This window comes from Streptomyces sp. NPDC001617, from assembly GCF_053596855.1.
Genome location: NZ_JBSFHA010000055.1, coordinates 48,108 through 63,551 on the forward strand (window position 1 = coordinate 48,108; position 15,444 = coordinate 63,551).

Sequence of the window (15,444 nt, forward strand, 5' to 3'; positions counted from 1 at the left end):
CGAATCCGCCTCACCCCCGCCCCTCGGAGGACCCGTCCCGAGCCTTGTCGCTCCCGCTCCGCGTCTCTAGACTCTCCCCAAGTGAAGCTAATTCAGTTCAGGTCAGCGGTGGGGTGCTCGGGAGCAGACTCATGAGGGGTTCCTTGGACGGCAGGATCGGACTCGTCACCGGTGCGGGGCAGGGGATCGGCAGGGCGATCGCGGTGGAGATGGCCCGGCAGGGCGCGGCCGCGGTGGCCGTCGCCGACCGGAACGAGGAGACCGCCGCCGAGACCGCGGAGCTGGTGCGCGTCGCCGGAGCGCAGGCCGAGCCGGTCGTCTGTGATCTACGCGTCCGCGACAGCATCGCCGAGATGGTGACGCGTACCGTGGAGCGCTTCGACGGCCTGGACGTCCTGGTCAACAACGCCGGGGTGATCGAGACGGCCTTCACGGCCGAACCGGCCCGCGGCGTCGACTCGCTGTCCGAGGAGGTCTGGGACGCGGTCTACGAGGTCAACCTCAAGGCGGTGTGGCTGACGACCAAGTTCGCCGCACCGTATCTGCGCCGCTCGCCGCGCGGGCCCGCCATCGTCAACACCGCCTCCGTCTCCGGCCTCACCGGCTTCCCCAACGCCCCCGCCTACGGCGTCACCAAGGCCGGCGTCATCCATCTGACCAAGGTCACCGCCGTCGACCTGGCCCCGGTGCGCTGCAACTGCTTCTGTCCCGGTGTCATCGAAACGCCCCTCGCCCGCGAGTACTTCGCCGCCGCCGAGGACCGTGACGCCCTGGAACGTGAGCTGACCGCACCGCAGTTGGTGGAGCGGCTCGGACGCCCGGAGGAGGTCGCCAAGTTGGCGTGCTTCCTGGCCTCCGACGACGCCGCGTTCATCACGGGATCGTCGTACGTGATCGACGGCGGCGCCCTCGCCTGGCTCGGCGTACGGGACTGAGGACCACCACGAAGCAACCGCGGACCGACGAGAAATGAGGGACTCCGATGCAGTCGAGGCTGGCCGGGAGGACGGCACTGGTCACCGGTGCCACGGGAGGCATCGGCGACGCCGTCGTACGACGGCTCGCGGCCGAGGGCGCGGCGGTCGTGGTCACCGACCTCGACGCCGATCGCTGCGAGAAGCTCGCCGAGGAGGTCGGAGGCGGCGCACTGGGGCTGGCCCTGGACGTCTCGGACGAGTCGGCCTGGCGCGAGGTCGTCGCCACGGCGACCGCAGAACTGGGCGAGCTGTCCGTGCTCGTCAACAACGCGGGCATCGCCGCGATGCACACGGTCGAGACCGAGACCATGGACTCCTGGGAGCGGGTCCTCGGCGTGACGCAGACCGGAGTCTGGCTCGGTATGAAGCACGCCGGCCCGTCCGTCGAACGCTCCGGCGGCGGCTCGATCGTCAACATCGCCTCGATCTTCGGCACGGTCGGCGGCTTCGGCAGCCAGTTCTCGTACCACGCGGCCAAGGGCGCCGTACGTCTGATGACCAAGAACGCCGCGCTGCACTGGGCGAAGCGCGGTGTCCGGGTGAACTCCCTGCACCCCGGTTTCATCGAGACGCCCCGCTCAAGCGAACTGTGGCGCGACACACCCAGGTTGACCGCGATGCTGGAGGGGACGCCGCTCGGCCGGCTCGGCACGCCCGAGGAGGTGGCGGCGGCCGTGGCCTTCCTCGCCTCCGACGACGCGAGCTTCATGACCGGGGCCGAGCTGTACGTCGACGGCGGGTGGACGGCGCGTTGAGCCGGGCCGGGGCCCAGAGCCCTAACCCGGGGTGGCCGTATAGCCGTTGACCCCGTCGGTCCACGCGCACCGGGCCCGTCCTCGGGCCACCAGGACGTCCAGGTGCGCCGCCGTCTCGTTGACGGCGAGCATCTGGTCGAAGGCGCCGAGGTCCGTGAACGGCACCTTGCGCCGGGTCCACCCCAACTCCCCCGCCACGTCGTGCGCGGTGCGCGTACGGTCGCCGAGGGCGGCCAGCGCCTCGGCCAGCCGGTCGTCGTGGTGGGCCAGGAGCTCTCCGACCCGGGCATGGACACTGTCGCCGACCGGACCGTGCGCGGGAAGCAGCTGTGCGTCGGCGAGCGTGGTCATCAGGTGCAGTGAGTCCAGGTATTCGCCCAACGGCAGTGCGGGGCCCCCGAGTTCGAAGCCGATGGACGGCGTGATGTGCGGCAGGACATGGTCTCCGGAGAACATCAGCCCCCTCGCCCGGTCGAAGTAGACGACATGCCCTTGCGTGTGACCGGGTGTCGGGACGACCGTCAACCGCGCGTCACCGAAACGGAGTTCCTCCGCTCGCAGCCATCGGTCCGGTGCCTCCCAGACGGTGGGGTCGAAGCCGCCGTCGTACATCGCGGCGACACGCTCGGCGAGTTCGTGGGCCCCGGCCCGGCGCAGGGTCTCGAGGGAGCTGACCGGCTCGTCCGTGCGCAGCTCCCCCAGCAGTTCCAGTCCACGCCGCTCGCCGGCGCCGAGGTAGACCCGGGAGCCCAGCAGCCTGCGCAGTTCGACGGCCTGGGTGTAGTGGTCGCGGTGGATGTGGGTGACCAGGATGTGGCTGATCTCGCCCAGATCATGGCCGAGTTGGGCCAGGGCGTCCTCAAGCGCCTTGCGGGACTCGGGGATCGACCAGCCGCCGTCGATCAGGACCAGCCCCTCCGTCAGCCCCTCCAGCGCGTAGACGTTGACGGCCCGCAGTCCGTCCTCCGGCAGCGGGAGCGGGATGCGGTGGACCCCGGGTCGTACGGTCTCGGGTCCGCCCCGCGCCCAACGGCCGCGGTCGAAACGGGTGGTGCGGGTCGTGGGGGTGGTCATGCATCTCCTTGCCGGTGCTGTTCGGGGTGTTGCCGGTGTCGTTCGGGATGTGCGGTCAGTCCCGCGTGCAGGTCGTGGGCGAGCCTGCGGGCTCCCGACCGGTCGAGCTTGCCGACGGTCGTCTGCGGCAACTCGCCCACGGTGAAGGCGAATTCGGGCCACTTGGCCTTGGAGAGGCCGGTGCGGGCGAGGTGGGCGGTGATCTCGTCGAGGGCGAGTTCGCCGCTGCCGTCCTCGACCACGACCAGCACGGCGGCACGTTCGCCGAGGAGCGGGTCCGGTACAGGGGCCACGCAGGCGCGGGCCACGGCCGGATGGGCCGCGACGGCGCGTTCGATCTCGGTGATGTCGAGGTTGCGTCCGCCGCGGATGATGACGTCCTTCTCGCGGCCCATGACGGTGACCGCGCCGTCCTCGCCGGTCACCAGCAGGTCGCCGGTGGGGAAGTAGCCGTCCGGGGTCAGGGCCGGCGGCTCGACCTTGCCGTCGCGGGCGTAGCCCAGGAAGAGGGACGGGCCGCGGACCTGGGCACGGCCGGTCGCACCGGGCCCGAGGACGGTGCCGTCGGGCGCGACGGCCCTGATGTCCGTACCCTGGAAAGGGCGCCCATCGCGGCCGAGACGGATCTCCTCGGGGTCGTCGGGCCGGGGCGAGGTGTGCCCGAGGCACTCGGACATGCCGAAGACGCGCAGGATCCTCGTCCCCAGGGAGCGCTCGGCACGGGCGAGGGCCCCGCGGTCCATGGGGCCGCCGCCGACGGTGATCGAGCGGACCCCGTCGAGGACCTTGGAACCGGCCGCGGCCGAGCCCATCTGGAGAGCCATGGTGGGCACGCACATGGTCCACCGGACGTCATGAGCGGCCATCCGCGCGAGCGCCTCCTCGCGGTCCCACCGTCCGGACAGGACGAGTGGTCCGCCCAGCATGAGGGAGAGACAGACCCCGAAGCAGTAGGCGGCCGTGGAGGAGAGCGGGACGACGGCGGCCACCGCGTCCCCGTCACGCAGGCCGTTGACGTCGATCGTGCAGGAGCACGCGTACCGCAGGGCGCTCTCGGACTGGACGACGCCCTTGGGCCGTCCGGTGGAGCCGGAGGTGAGACCGATGAGGGTGCCGCCGGACCAGCGGGAGACATCGCGCGGGCCGTGGCCGGCGCGGACCGTCCAGCCGTCGAGCGCCTCGGCCGTCAGCGCGTCCGGGAGGGCCGGGATGCCGCCCCACTCCTCGATCGCGGACGGTTCGGCGATCAGGACGTCCGGCCGGATGTCCTCGACGGCTGCGGCGAACTCGGCAGCGGTCGTGTGCCGGTTGACCAGGGCCAGCACCCCGCCGGTCAGCCCCACGGCCAGGGTCGCCGCGACGGTGCGCCACGAGTTGTCGGCTTGGAGGAGCACGGTGCCGCCCGGTGTGCCGTCGGGGGTCATCACGTCGGCCAGCTCGGTCGCCCGCCGCAGAAGCTCGCGCGCGCCGTGGCGTCCGTGGTCGTCGACGACGGCTGTGAAGTCGGCCTGTTCGGACCGGTCGTAGAACTCCCGCACTGTCTGCCGCATCCACTTCCTCGCCTCTTTGCGAAGGGGGCTTCGTGCCCCGGTGTGCTCAGTCCGTGTACATCTCCATCTCGCCGCCCATGACGGCGATCCGGCGTCCGCGCATGTCGCCGACCTGGGCGACGGCCGCAGCCCACTCCGGGCTCCGCAGTGCCTTGCGCAGATCTTCGGCGGTGTCGAAACCCAGGACGGAGACGCCGTCCCAGCCCTCCGAGCGCGGTTCGAGCGCCGCGTCGATGTCGGTGTGCCGCCAGGACCTGAGTCCGGGCAACTGCCGGGTGAGCTCGGCGTGTTCGCCGCGCCACCAGTCGATGAACCGTTCGTGGGTCCACTCGGGCGGCCGGGCGGCCAGCAGGACCAGGTTGTACATCGCGCCTCCTCAGGGGAACAGGACCGCCGGTCAGGTGAACAGGACCGCGGGCGAGCGCCCGATCATCAGACGCCGTACCCGGCCCTCGTCGTCCAGCCGGGCCGAGGCCACGAAGGTCGCCTCCGGTACGCCCGACCTGCGCACCTCGCCGAGGTACAGTTCGTCCCGGCCGACGGTGGACGCGGTCAGCAGATGGTGGGTGCGCACGCCCACCTCGCGCTGGGCGAGATAGCCCTCCATCGCGGCCCGGCCGCCGTGGAAGTCGGTGCCGGTGTCGCCCCCGGTGGAGAACACGATGGAGAAGGAGAAGTCGTCGCTGATCAGGTCGAGGATCCGGTCGGCGTCGTCGCTGTCGAGTATCCCGAACCAGGTGGTCAGGAACGGCGCGGCGGACGTGGACGGCGCGCTCACGGCCGGTCCACGAGGTCGAAGTCGGGCGTGAAGAAGGACTGGTAGCGGGCCATCAGGCCGGCGGGTGAGACCTGTACGGCGGAGAGGAACGCCCCCGTGGTCACACCCTGCTCGACGACGAAGCCGTACGCCGTCTCGACATCACCGTCGACCGCGTACCGCTTGATCTCATGGGTACGGTCCACGGCCTGGCGCGCCGCTATGTACGCGGCGAACTCCTCACGCGACGTGCCGCTCCGCTGGCCGCCGGGCAGGGCGATGAGGAAACGAAAACCGGGCTCCACCAGGTCCAGGGCCTTCTCCGGGTCCTGGCCGTCCATCCGGGCCATGTATGCGCGAAGCACCATTGCTGATCGCTCTCCCCTGAGAAACAGAAACAAGCTGAGTTCAGTTCAGTTTGACTGTAAGACGACCGCCCCGCCCCCGACAAGGGGCGGGCCGGAGGCTATTCCGCGGCCATCCGCACCACGCACCCCTCGATCATCTCGCTGATCTCCGTCAGGGGGATCGCCCCGGTCGGGCGGTACCAGCGCCACACACTGACGATCATGCCGAGGACGGCGAGGCCGAGGGTGTGCGCGTCCCGGACCGGGAAGGCGCCCTTCGCCATGCCGCGCATCAGCAGGCTCGTCCAGTCCCGCTCGACCATCTGCACCAGTTGGCGGGCCGCGACGCGCTCGGTCTCCTCACGCTTGGACTTCCGCGGGGTGGCGAGCAGGGACATGTTGGCCTGCAGGATGCGCATCTGGCGGATCTCCTGCTCGGTGACCGCGAAGGCGGATCGGACCGCGGCGCGAAGTTCCTCCACCGGCTCCGTCTCGTCCTTCGTGGCCTCGACGAACTGGTCGTGGGAGCGCTGGAGTTCCAGGCGCATGATGGTGAGCAGGCAGTGGGCCTTGGACTCGAAGTAGTGGTACAGGGCGGTCTGCCCGATGCCGACCCGGTCGGCCACCTCCGACCACTTGGTGTTCTCGTAGCCGTCCTCCCCGAACCGCTCCACGGCGGCCACGAGGATCGCGCCACGCTTCGACCTGGGCCCCTCCTCCGGATCCACGATCCGCGCCCTCGCCATCGTCTCTCCCTCTCCTCCACGGCCGGTACCGATCACCGTCCGGTCGTCCGAGAGTAGACCCAAGTTCAAGTCGGCTACGAATCGAAGATCGGGCGGATTCATCACGCGGGGCCGACTCCGCCGGGCCGAGCCTCGCGAGCTCGGGTCACGACGGCTCAAACGACGCGGCCCCGGATCCCTCGACCACCGGCGCCGCGCCCTCCGACACGGAACCGACAGACCCGTCACGTGCCGTCCACCCGGGGGAGCCGGGTCGCACAGGTTCGGGTCGCGCAGGTTCCGGCGGCGCGGACTCGAACCTCGCGGCCACCGGCACCGCGCCCTCCGACACGGAACCGACAGACCCGTGATGCGCCGTCCGCCCGCGCGGAGCCAGGTCGCACAGGTTCGGGTCGCGCAGGTTCCGGCGGCGCGGACTCGGACCTCGCGACGACCAGCGGAGCGTCCAGCCCGGTGAGGATCCTCAGCGCCCCGTGGAGCGCGTCGGTGACCTCCGTGAGATGTCCTGCCAGGCGCTCGCCCGGCAGCGCGGCGAACTTCTTGAGGTCACCGCCGACGCAGAAGGACCGCCCTCGTCCGGTGAGCAGGACCGCCCGGGCCCGCGCTTTCTCGCACTCCCGGACGGCGTCCAGCAGCGCCCGGGCCATCGCCAGGTCGATCGCGTTGCCCGCCCCGCGGCACATCTCGACCCGCGCCAGACCGTCGCCGTCGATGTGGACCGTGACCCTCATCGTGCCGTCCACCCGCCGTCGACGGTGAGTACATGCCCGGTGCAGTACGAGGACGCGTCCGAGGCCAGATAGAGCAGCGCCCCGTCCAGTTCTCCGTGCTCGCCGCCGCGCCCCAGCATCGTGCCGCGCTCGACCCATCGTCGGGCGCGCTCGTCGGAGAACAGCCCGTCGGTCATCTCCGAGCGGAACCAGCCGGGGGCGAGCGCGTTGACCCGCACCCCCGACCTGCCCCACTGGCCCGCCAGTTCCCGGGTCAGCCCGACGAGCCCGGCCTTGGAGGCGGCGTAGGCCGCACCGCCCAGGGGTGCGCCGGAGACCAGGCCGAGGACGGACGAGACGTTCACGACCGATCGCATACGACCGGGGTCGGACACCTGGGCCTCGGCAAGAAGCCGTGCGAGGTGGAAGGGCGCCACGAGGTTCACCTCCAGTACGCCGGCGAAGTCCTCGGCGCTCTCGTCCTCGGCGCGTACGGCACCGGGCGCACCGGCGTTGTTGACGAGGACGTCGATCCGGCCGCTCTCGTCGAGCGCCGTCTCCATCAACCGCACACGGTCCACCTCCCGCGAGACGTCGCAGACGACAGGATGGATGCGCGGATCCTCGTCGGCGAGTTCCTTCAGCTTCTCCAGGCGCCGGGCGGCGGCGAAAACCGAGGCGCCGGCGGAGGCAAGCACGGTGGCGAACCGGGCCCCGAGTCCGGACGACGCCCCGGTGACTACGGCGGTCCGCCCCACCAGCGAAAACAGCTCCTCGACGGGAGTCACCCCTCCACCCCGATCGGCAGCACGGTCGCCCCGCCGTCCAGGACCAGCGTCTGCCCCGTCATCCAGGACGAGGCCTCCGACGCCAGGAAGACGGCCGCGTGCGCCACGTCCTCCACGGTCCCGAGTCGGCGCAGCGGCAGCCTCGCGGTGAGGATCGGCTCCCTCGGCTCCCAGACGGCCCGGGCCAACTCGGTCTTGATCAGCCCGGGCGCGATGGCGTTCACCCGTGCCCGCGGTCCGAGTTCGTAGGCGAGTTGCCGGGTCATGTGCAGCATGGCCGCCTTGGTGGCGTTGTACCAGCCGATGTGGGGGTCGACGACCAGTCCGCCGACGGAGGCGATGTTGACGACCGCTCCCCCGTGCTCCCGCATCCACGCCCGCCAGGCGCACCGGGTCCAGGCGACCATGCCGTACTGGTTGACCCGTACGGTCTTCTCCGCGCGCGGCAGGTCGAGGTCGAGGAGATCGCCCATGTAGGGGTTGGTGGCCGCGTTGTTGACCAGGATGTCCAGGCTGCCGAGGCGGGACATGGTCTGCTCGGCGCAGCGCTCGGCGTCCTCGGGCTCCCCGACGTTGGCGACCACCTCGTGGACCTCGCCGTCGCCCTTGACCCGCAGCAGTTCCTCGCGCGCCGCGGCCAGTCCGTCCGGCTTCCGGGAGGCGATGACCACATGGGCGCCGGCCTCGCGGTACGCCTTGGCGATACCGAGACCGATGCCCCGGGAGCCGCCGGTGACGACCGCGACCCGGCCGCCCAGTTCCTGTCCGTTCACGCCGACTCCTCCGGATACTTGGCGAGTTCACGCCGCGCCACCGTCCGCAGATGCACCTCGTCCGGCCCGTCCGCGATCCGCAGCGCCCGGGTGATCGCGTACAGCCGTGCCAGTACGGTGTCGTCACTGACGCCCGCAGCGCCGTGCGCCTGGACGGCCCGGTCGACCACCCGGTGCGCGACCTCCAGCGCCGCCACCTTGATCGCGGCGACTTCGGTACGGGCGGCCGCGTTGCCCGAGGTGTCCATCAGCCAGGCCGACTTGAGGACCAGCAGCCGCAGTTGCTCGATCTCGATCCGGCTGCGGGCGATCCACTCGCGTACGACGCCCCGTTCGGAGAGCGTGCCTCCGAAGGCGGTGCGGGTCAGGGTGCGGCGACACATCAACTCCAGTGCCCGTTCGGCGAATCCGACCGCGCGCATGGCGTAGTGCATACGGCCGGGCCCCAACCGTCCTTGCGCCAGGGCGAATCCATCCCCCTCGCCGCCCAACAGCCCCGACACTGGTACCCGTACGTCCTCGAAGAGCACGTCGCCGTGGCCGCAGCGGTCGGTGTAGCCGAACATCGGCAGATCGCGCAGCACGGTGATGCCGGGAGTGTCGCGCGGGATCAGCAGCATGCTCTGCTGTCGGTAGGTCGGCGCGTCCGGGTCGGTGACCCCCATCAGGATGATCAGACGGCAGTCGGGGTCGAGGATCCCGGAGGTGTACCACTTGTGGCCGTTGACGACGTACGCGTCGCCGTCGCGGGTGATCCGGGTGCGGATGTTGCGGGCGTCGGAACTGGCCACCTCGGGCTCGGTCATGGCGAAACAGGACCTGATCTCGGCGGCCAGCAGCGGCCGTAGCCAGCGGTCCTGCTGCTCGGGTGTGCCGAAGAGGGCGAGCAGCTCCATGTTGCCGGTGTCGGGGGCGGAGCAATTGAAAACCTCCGGTCCGATCACCGACCGTCCGGCCAGCTCGGCGAGGGGCGCGTATTCGAGGTTGGTCAGGCCGGCGCCCCAGTCGCCGTGCGCGAGGAAGAGGTTCCAGAGGCCTTCGGCACGCGCCTTCTCCTTCAACTCGCGCATCACCGGCGGCAGTTCATGGGCATCCTCGGCTTCGGTGAGCTGCCGGTCGTAGACGGGTTCGGCGGGCAGGACGTACTCCGCCATGAACGCGGCCATGCGCGAGCGGAGTTCATCGGCCCTCGGCGAGAGTCCGAAATCCATGGTGTGGCTCCTTCAGGACCGTCGGGTCCGCTGAGTCCGTCGGGCGAGGATGTCGCCGGCCGTGCGGATCATCGCCGCGATGGTCGGCGGCAGCCGCTCCTGGTCGGGGTCGTGGTGCTTGCCCTCGCGGTGCCGACGCAGGTTGTGGCCCATGATCGCGGCCATCTTGGTGCGGGCCAGGGCACGGAACCAGTCGAAGGCGGGGGGCTCGGGACGTCCGTCGAGGTAGGCGGTGAGCAGCTCTTCCTCGGTGGGCAGGCCGGGGACGGCGCGGCCCAGCCGGGGGAAGTTGCGGTGGTCGGCGAAGAGGAGGAACCAGCCCAGGTCGATGCGCGGATCGCCGTACGCCCAGATCTCCCAGTCGACGACGGCGGTCGGCCGTTCGCCCTGACACAGGACGTTGCCGAGGCGGAAGTCGCCGTGGATGAGGGTGGGGGGAATGCCGTGGGGGATGCGCGAGGCCAGCGCGTCGAGCACGTCCTCGGCCCCGGGGCGAAGTTCCGGCGGCACCGCCCGCATGGTGCGGCTCCATCGGTCCAACTCCCCTGCCGGGCCCAACGGTTCGGCGCCGTCCGCGCCCGTCGTGCGGTGCAGATCCCGCAGTACGTCGGCCAGAGCCAGCATGCGGACCCGGCACAACCCTGCATCGAGCCGGTGCTCGTCGAGGACCGGTTCGATCGCCTCGCCGTCCGCGAACTCCATGGCGAACCAGGCCGGTTCGCTCTCGTCGACGGCGACGACAGCCGGCACGGGCACCGGTGATCCGGCGAGCGTGCGCAGGACGCGGGCCTGACGCAACACGTCGTTGCGGCCGACTGCCCGCTGTCCCGGGGGCACCGCTTTCACGACGTACGAGACCGGTCCCGCCGTGAGCGCGTAGGTGAGGCCCGAGTGGCCGCCGGGCAGGGTGCGCAGGTCGCTGACACGCTCGCCCGGGTGACGCTGGGCGAGCCGATCGCGGACCCGTCGCCCGAGTTCGGTCACCTCGGTTGTCGTACTCAACTCCCCGCTCCCTTCGGCTCCTTGGGCAGCCGGAGCACGCGCTCGGCCAGGATGTTGCGCTGGATCTCGTCGCTGCCGCCGGCGATGCGGTAGCCGGGGGCGCCGAGCAGGTGCTCGGTCCAGGCGAAGGTGCCCCACTCCCCCGTGTCGGCGGCCAGGCGCGGGCCGAGGAGCTGCTGGACGAGGTCGGTGGTGGCGCGCATGGTCGCGGTGGCGTGGAGCTTGCCGACCGAGGCCTCGGCGCCCGGTTCGCGGCCGGCCGCCAGGGCCGACGTCACGCGCAGCGCGATGAGCCGCTGGACCAGGGCGCGCACGAACAGGTCGGCCGCCTGCTGCTGTTCTCCGCCGGTGAGCGGACGGGGCAGGTGCCGGGCGAGGTCGAGGGCGCGGTCGGCGTTGTCCAGGCCGAGGCCGCCGGAGTCGAGGCGTTCGGCGGCGAGCACGGTGAGGGTGACCCGCCAGCCCTCGCCGGCAGGGCCGAGCCGGTCGGTGTCCGGGACGAACACGTCGTCCAGATAGACCTCGTTGAAGCTGGCGCCGCCGGTCATCTGCCGGCTCGGCCGTACGGTCACGCCCGGCGCGTCCATCCGGACCAGGAAGACCGTGATGCCCGCGTGTCTGGGTACATCGGGATCGGTCCGGCAGACGGCCACACCCCAGGTGGCGACCCGGGCACCGGACGTCCAGATCTTGTGGCCGCGCAGGACCCAGCCGTCGCCTTCCCGGACGGCCCGGGTACGGACGGCGGCGAGATCCGAGCCCGCCTCCGTCTCCGAGAAGAGCTGGCAGGCGAGTTCGTCGGTGCGGAGCATGGGGCGCAGCCAGCGGCGCTTCTGCTCCTCCGTGCCCCAGACGCGGACGGCGGGGGCGACGAGCTGCTGGGTGACCGGGAAGATCTCCGTGCGTCGCGGCACGTCGAAGGCGGCTTCCTCGGCGCGGTACAACTGCTCGTAGTACGACGGCAGTTGATGCCCTCCGTACTCGGGCGGCCAGCCGAACGCGCCCCAGCCCTGGTCGTACCGGGTGCGCTCCCAGGCCCGTATGCGGTCCGTGTGCGCCCGCTCCTCGGCCTCGGTCCAGTTCTCGAAGACGGCCACCGAGTCGTCGCCGCGGCCCCATTCCTGGTGTGCGGCGCGGCCTTTCGCCACGCCGGTCAGCCAGTTGCGGGCCTCGGCACGGAACTCGTCCGGGCCGGGTATGCCGTCCATGATCCTCCTTTCAGCGGGTCAGCACGGTGCAGGCGCTGACGCCCGGTGCGCCGTAGACATGGGTGAAGCCGGTCGACGGCTCCCCCGGCACCTGCCGTTCGCCGGCGCGGCCGCGCAACTGCTGCACGATCTCGTGGACTTGACGCAGTCCGGAGGCGCCGATGGGCTCGCCGTTGGCGATGCACCCGCCGTCGGTGTTGACCGGCAGCGAGCCGCCGATCCCGGTCGCCCCGAACGGGATGAGCGACTCCTGCTCGCCGTGCTCGCAGAATCCGCATTCGGCCAGGTGCATGACCTCGGCGCCGCTCTCGGTGTCCTGCAGCTGGCACACGTCGATGTCGCGCGGCCCCAACCCGGCTTCCTCGAAGGCGAGTTCGGCAGCGTCCGCGCTCACGCTGGTCGGTGTCCCGGGCGGTGCCCACGGGCTGAACACCTCGAAGGAGCCGAACCGGCGGGTCCGTACGACCGCCGCCCGCAGCGTGACCGGTGTTCCGCCGAGTTCTCGGGCCACCGCCCCACTGCACAGGATCAGAGCGACCGCGCCCTGGCCGGGTGAGCAGAACATGTACCTGGTCAGGGGGTCGTTGACCATTCCGGACGCCAGGATCTCGTCCGCGTCGAGCGGCTTGCGGCGCCAGGCGTGCGGGGTGAGCACTCCGTTGGCGTACGCCTTCTCGGCGACCAGCGCGAGGGTGCGGGCGCTGATGCCGTGGTCGTGCATGTACCGCTGGATCTTCATGGCGAAGAACTGCGTGGTCACCATCAGCCCGTCGCGGCCGTAGGCCTCGTCGAGCCCCCAGTCGGCGGGCCGCGGGTCGAAGGCGCCGCGCGGGTGCTTGTCGAAGCCGACGGCGAGGGCGACGTCCGCCGCCCCCGAACGGATCGCGCCCACGGCCGACACCAGCGCGCTGCCGCCGGTCGCGCAGCCGTTGCGCACGTTGGTGAACGGCACGCCCGTCAGGCCGAGTTCGGCGACCAGGGTGTCGGCGTTTCCGGCGGCGTCGCTGCCGCCGTACGCGGCCCGCACCCGCGACCACGGCAGTCCGGCGTCGGCGAGGGCGGCCCGGACGGCCTGCACGGCCAGCTGCCGGCCGCTCACCTCGGTACGGGCGAAGGAGGTGATCCCGGCGCCGCAGACGAGCACGTCCTGTCCGCTCATACGGCGGCTCCCACGGCCCTCGGCACACCGTCCCCCGCCGTGATCGTGAGCGTCATGCCGGTCTCCGCCTCCTCGGGCCGGATGTCGAGGACGGCCAACACCCGTACGCCTTCCGGTAGTTCGACGTATCCGACGGTGAACGGCGTGAATCCGGCGGCGGGCGGAACGTACGGCGGCGACTTGGGCGCGTACCGCTGCACGGTCCAGGTCCACAGCGTGCCCGTGCCGGAGAGCGCGATCGCCTCGGCCGGTCCCCCACAGCGCGGGCACACCGAGTCGGCGGGGTAGGTGGCCACCGCGCAGTCGGCACACCGGGAGCCACGCAGCCGACCCCCGGTCTCCCGCACCGCGCTCAGCGGCCCTTCCACTGCGGCTCCCGCTTCTCCAGGAACGCCGCCACGCCCTCCGCCGCGTCCTCGGAGTTGAGCATCACACCGACCGCGAGGTGCTCCATGACCATCAGCGACTGGATGTCGGCGTCGAGGCTGCGGTCGATGGTCATCTTGGTGATCCACATGGTGAACGGGCTCTTGTCGATGAGCTGGTCGGCGAACTCCTCGACCGTGGCGTCGAGTTTGTCCGCGGGCGCCGAGGAGTTGATGAGACCGAACTCGGCGGCCTCGACCCCGGTGAGCAGCTTGCCGGTGAGCATCAGTTCCTTGGTCTTGCGGACACCGATCATGCGCGGCACCCGGTAGATCGGCCCCGCCCCGCCGAACAGGGCGCGCCGGATGTGGAAGTCGCCGATCAGGGCGTCGTCCGCGGCGATCGCGAAGTCGCAGGAGATCATCAACTCGAAGCCACCCGCGGTGACATGACCTTCGAGGACGGCGATCGACGGCGTCTTCATCGAGTACAGCCGGTCACAGACCTTCGCCGACAGCACGGCGACGTCGATGGCGTTGGACCTGCCGACGAAGTCGGCCTTGAGGCTGTCCAGGTCGAACCCGGAGCAGAAGGTGTTGCCGCGCCCGCGCAGGACCAGCACGCGCAGCTCGGGGTCCGCGTCGACCTCGGTGATGATCTCGTCCAGCCGGTTGAGGATCGGCACGGTCACGCAGTTCTTCTTGTGCGGGCGGTTCAGCCAGACCCGCGCCACCTGACCGTCGCGCTCGAACTGGATCTCGTCTTCGACTGCCATGAGCTCCTCCAAACTGAACTGAATTGAGTTCGATTCTGCGGGCGTGTGGATGCCCCTGTCAATGGAAAGGGAACGGCGCCGCTCTGCGTGATCGGCGCCCGATCAGCCGGTACGGCCGGTGAGACCGAGCAAGCCGGCCAGGCGCAGGCGGTGGTCGTCGCCCGTGCCGAACAGCGCCTCGTCGCCTCGCGCCCGGCGCAGATAGAGATGGGCGGGATGCTCCCAGGTGAAGCCGATTCCGCCGTGGAGCTGGACGTATTCCGTGGTGGCGAGGCGCAACGCACCAGTGGCCGCGACCGCCGCGGCGCTCGCGGCGATCGGAAGCTCCGGGGCCTTGGTGGCGAGGCAGCCGCTCGCGTACGCCGACGCCGAGCGGGCCCCCTCGACCTCGACCAGCAGATCGGCCAGCCGGTGCTTGATCGCCTGGAACGATCCGATGGCACGCCCGAACTGTGTTCGGTGCAGAACATATTCCAGTACGGCGTCCAGCGCGTGCCCACTCCCGCCGACATGCTCTGCGGCCGTCGCCACCCGTCCTGCGTCGAGTACGGCGGCGACGATCTCCGGGACCTGCCCCGGCTCGCCGACCGGCCGGGCCGGTGCTCCGCCGAAGCGGAGGACTGCCTGGCGGCGGGTGGGATCGAGGACAGGACGGGCCGTACGTTCGCAGGTCCCGGCGTCCATCTCACAGGCGAACACCCGCTCCCCGTCCGGCGCACGGGCCGCGACCAGCACGAGATCGGCCCCCTCTCCGTCGAGCACGAAGTCGGCCTCACCGCGCAGCACCCAGCCGCCGGGACCACGCTCCGCCGTCACATCCGCCGGGTGCAGGAATCCGGCGACGGTGGCGGTGAGCGCGCCGGAGGCGATACCGGGCAACCAGCGCTCGCAGGCCTGCCGTTCGCCGCTGCCCAGCAGGGCCTGTCCGGCCAGCACGACGGACGACAGCAGCGGCGCGGGACACAGCGCCCGCCCCATCTCCTCCAGGGCAACGGCGAGTTCGGCGAAGGTGTAGCCGCCTCCGCCGTACTCCTCGGGCAGGGCGAGCCCGTGCACTCCGATCTCGCCGGCGAGCCGGTTCCAGAGCACCCGGTCGTATCCGCGTGCGCTCTCGGACTGCTTGCGGACTTCCTCGGGCCCACAGGTCTCGGCGAGCAAGTCCCGTAGAACAGCTCGCAGTTGGCGCCGCTCGTCGGACTCCAGCAACAGCGCGGGATCGCCATCAAGCCGCAACATCCAAACCTCC

General features: G+C 71.1%; 18 protein-coding genes. 2 read left to right on the forward strand and 16 right to left on the reverse strand.

The features are described 5' to 3' along the window. Positions 1-131 precede the first annotated feature (131 nt). Positions 132-935, forward strand: coding sequence for an SDR family NAD(P)-dependent oxidoreductase (locus ACWC09_RS33685; protein WP_450854716.1), 804 nt, complete (start codon positions 132-134; stop codon positions 933-935). Positions 936-982: 47 nt separating this feature from the next. Beyond that, entirely contained in the window at positions 983-1,732 is a 750-nt protein-coding gene (locus tag ACWC09_RS33690) for an SDR family NAD(P)-dependent oxidoreductase (RefSeq protein ID WP_450854717.1), read from the forward strand. A 21-nt stretch (positions 1,733-1,753) separates the two neighbouring features. On the opposite strand, the gene ACWC09_RS33695 is transcribed toward ACWC09_RS33690, so the two are convergent. The 16 genes from ACWC09_RS33695 to ACWC09_RS33770 all read right to left on the reverse strand — a co-directional run bounded on the left by ACWC09_RS33695 (position 1,754) and on the right by ACWC09_RS33770 (position 15,434). Further along, on the reverse strand, positions 1,754-2,806 hold the full coding sequence (locus tag ACWC09_RS33695) for an MBL fold metallo-hydrolase (RefSeq protein WP_450854718.1): 1,053 nt from the start codon (positions 2,804-2,806) through the stop codon (positions 1,754-1,756). Further along, positions 2,803-4,356: a class I adenylate-forming enzyme family protein gene (locus ACWC09_RS33700; protein WP_450854719.1), complete on the reverse strand. Its 1,554-nt coding sequence runs from the start codon at positions 4,354-4,356 to the stop codon at positions 2,803-2,805. Before ACWC09_RS33700 ends, ACWC09_RS33695 begins: the two co-directional genes overlap by 4 nt. A gap of 46 nt (positions 4,357-4,402) precedes the next feature. Further along, on the reverse strand, positions 4,403-4,723 hold the full coding sequence (locus ACWC09_RS33705; RefSeq protein WP_450854720.1) for an EthD family reductase: 321 nt from the start codon (positions 4,721-4,723) through the stop codon (positions 4,403-4,405). Between the two features lie 30 nt (positions 4,724-4,753). Beyond that, positions 4,754-5,134, reverse strand: a complete 381-nt coding sequence (locus ACWC09_RS33710; RefSeq protein ID WP_450854721.1) for a nuclear transport factor 2 family protein — start codon at positions 5,132-5,134, stop codon at positions 4,754-4,756. Next, entirely contained in the window at positions 5,131-5,481 is a 351-nt protein-coding gene (locus ACWC09_RS33715; RefSeq protein ID WP_450854722.1) for a nuclear transport factor 2 family protein, read from the reverse strand. Before ACWC09_RS33715 ends, ACWC09_RS33710 begins: the two co-directional genes overlap by 4 nt. Positions 5,482-5,579: 98 nt before the next feature. Further along, complete coding sequence (locus tag ACWC09_RS33720; RefSeq protein WP_450854723.1) at positions 5,580-6,206, reverse strand: TetR/AcrR family transcriptional regulator; 627 nt, start codon at positions 6,204-6,206, stop codon at positions 5,580-5,582. 224 nt (positions 6,207-6,430) lie between these two features. Beyond that, positions 6,431-6,937, reverse strand: coding sequence for an enoyl-CoA hydratase/isomerase family protein (locus ACWC09_RS33725; protein WP_450854724.1), 507 nt, complete (start codon positions 6,935-6,937; stop codon positions 6,431-6,433). After that, positions 6,934-7,704, reverse strand: a complete 771-nt coding sequence (locus ACWC09_RS33730) for an SDR family NAD(P)-dependent oxidoreductase (protein ID WP_450854725.1) — start codon at positions 7,702-7,704, stop codon at positions 6,934-6,936. The genes ACWC09_RS33725 and ACWC09_RS33730 overlap by 4 nt, the downstream gene beginning before the upstream one ends. Further along, the gene (locus tag ACWC09_RS33735; RefSeq protein ID WP_450854726.1) at positions 7,701-8,477 is read right to left on the reverse strand and encodes an SDR family oxidoreductase; all 777 of its coding nucleotides are present in this window, start codon (positions 8,475-8,477) and stop codon (positions 7,701-7,703) included. The genes ACWC09_RS33730 and ACWC09_RS33735 overlap by 4 nt, the downstream gene beginning before the upstream one ends. After that, positions 8,474-9,688, reverse strand: a complete 1,215-nt coding sequence (locus tag ACWC09_RS33740) for an acyl-CoA dehydrogenase family protein (RefSeq protein ID WP_450854727.1) — start codon at positions 9,686-9,688, stop codon at positions 8,474-8,476. Before ACWC09_RS33740 ends, ACWC09_RS33735 begins: the two co-directional genes overlap by 4 nt. 12 nt (positions 9,689-9,700) lie before the next feature. Then, positions 9,701-10,690, reverse strand: coding sequence for a phosphotransferase family protein (locus tag ACWC09_RS33745; protein WP_450854728.1), 990 nt, complete (start codon positions 10,688-10,690; stop codon positions 9,701-9,703). Then, positions 10,687-11,898 (reverse strand): acyl-CoA dehydrogenase family protein, encoded by a 1,212-nt coding sequence (locus ACWC09_RS33750; protein WP_450854729.1) that lies wholly within the window; start codon positions 11,896-11,898, stop codon positions 10,687-10,689. Before ACWC09_RS33750 ends, ACWC09_RS33745 begins: the two co-directional genes overlap by 4 nt. A 10-nt stretch (positions 11,899-11,908) precedes the next feature. Then, a complete protein-coding gene (locus tag ACWC09_RS33755) occupies positions 11,909-13,057 on the reverse strand; it encodes a thiolase family protein (protein WP_450854730.1) in 1,149 nt (382 codons plus the stop codon). Then, positions 13,054-13,425 carry a Zn-ribbon domain-containing OB-fold protein gene (locus tag ACWC09_RS33760; RefSeq protein ID WP_450854731.1) on the reverse strand — a complete coding sequence of 124 codons (372 nt, stop codon included), beginning with the start codon at positions 13,423-13,425 and terminating at the stop codon, positions 13,054-13,056. Before ACWC09_RS33760 ends, ACWC09_RS33755 begins: the two co-directional genes overlap by 4 nt. Next, positions 13,410-14,198 carry an enoyl-CoA hydratase/isomerase family protein gene (locus ACWC09_RS33765; RefSeq protein ID WP_450854732.1) on the reverse strand — a complete coding sequence of 263 codons (789 nt, stop codon included), beginning with the start codon at positions 14,196-14,198 and terminating at the stop codon, positions 13,410-13,412. The genes ACWC09_RS33760 and ACWC09_RS33765 overlap by 16 nt, the downstream gene beginning before the upstream one ends. A gap of 102 nt (positions 14,199-14,300) precedes the next feature. After that, positions 14,301-15,434, reverse strand: a complete 1,134-nt coding sequence (locus ACWC09_RS33770) for an acyl-CoA dehydrogenase family protein (protein WP_450854733.1) — start codon at positions 15,432-15,434, stop codon at positions 14,301-14,303. Between the last annotated feature and the right edge of the window lie 10 nt (positions 15,435-15,444).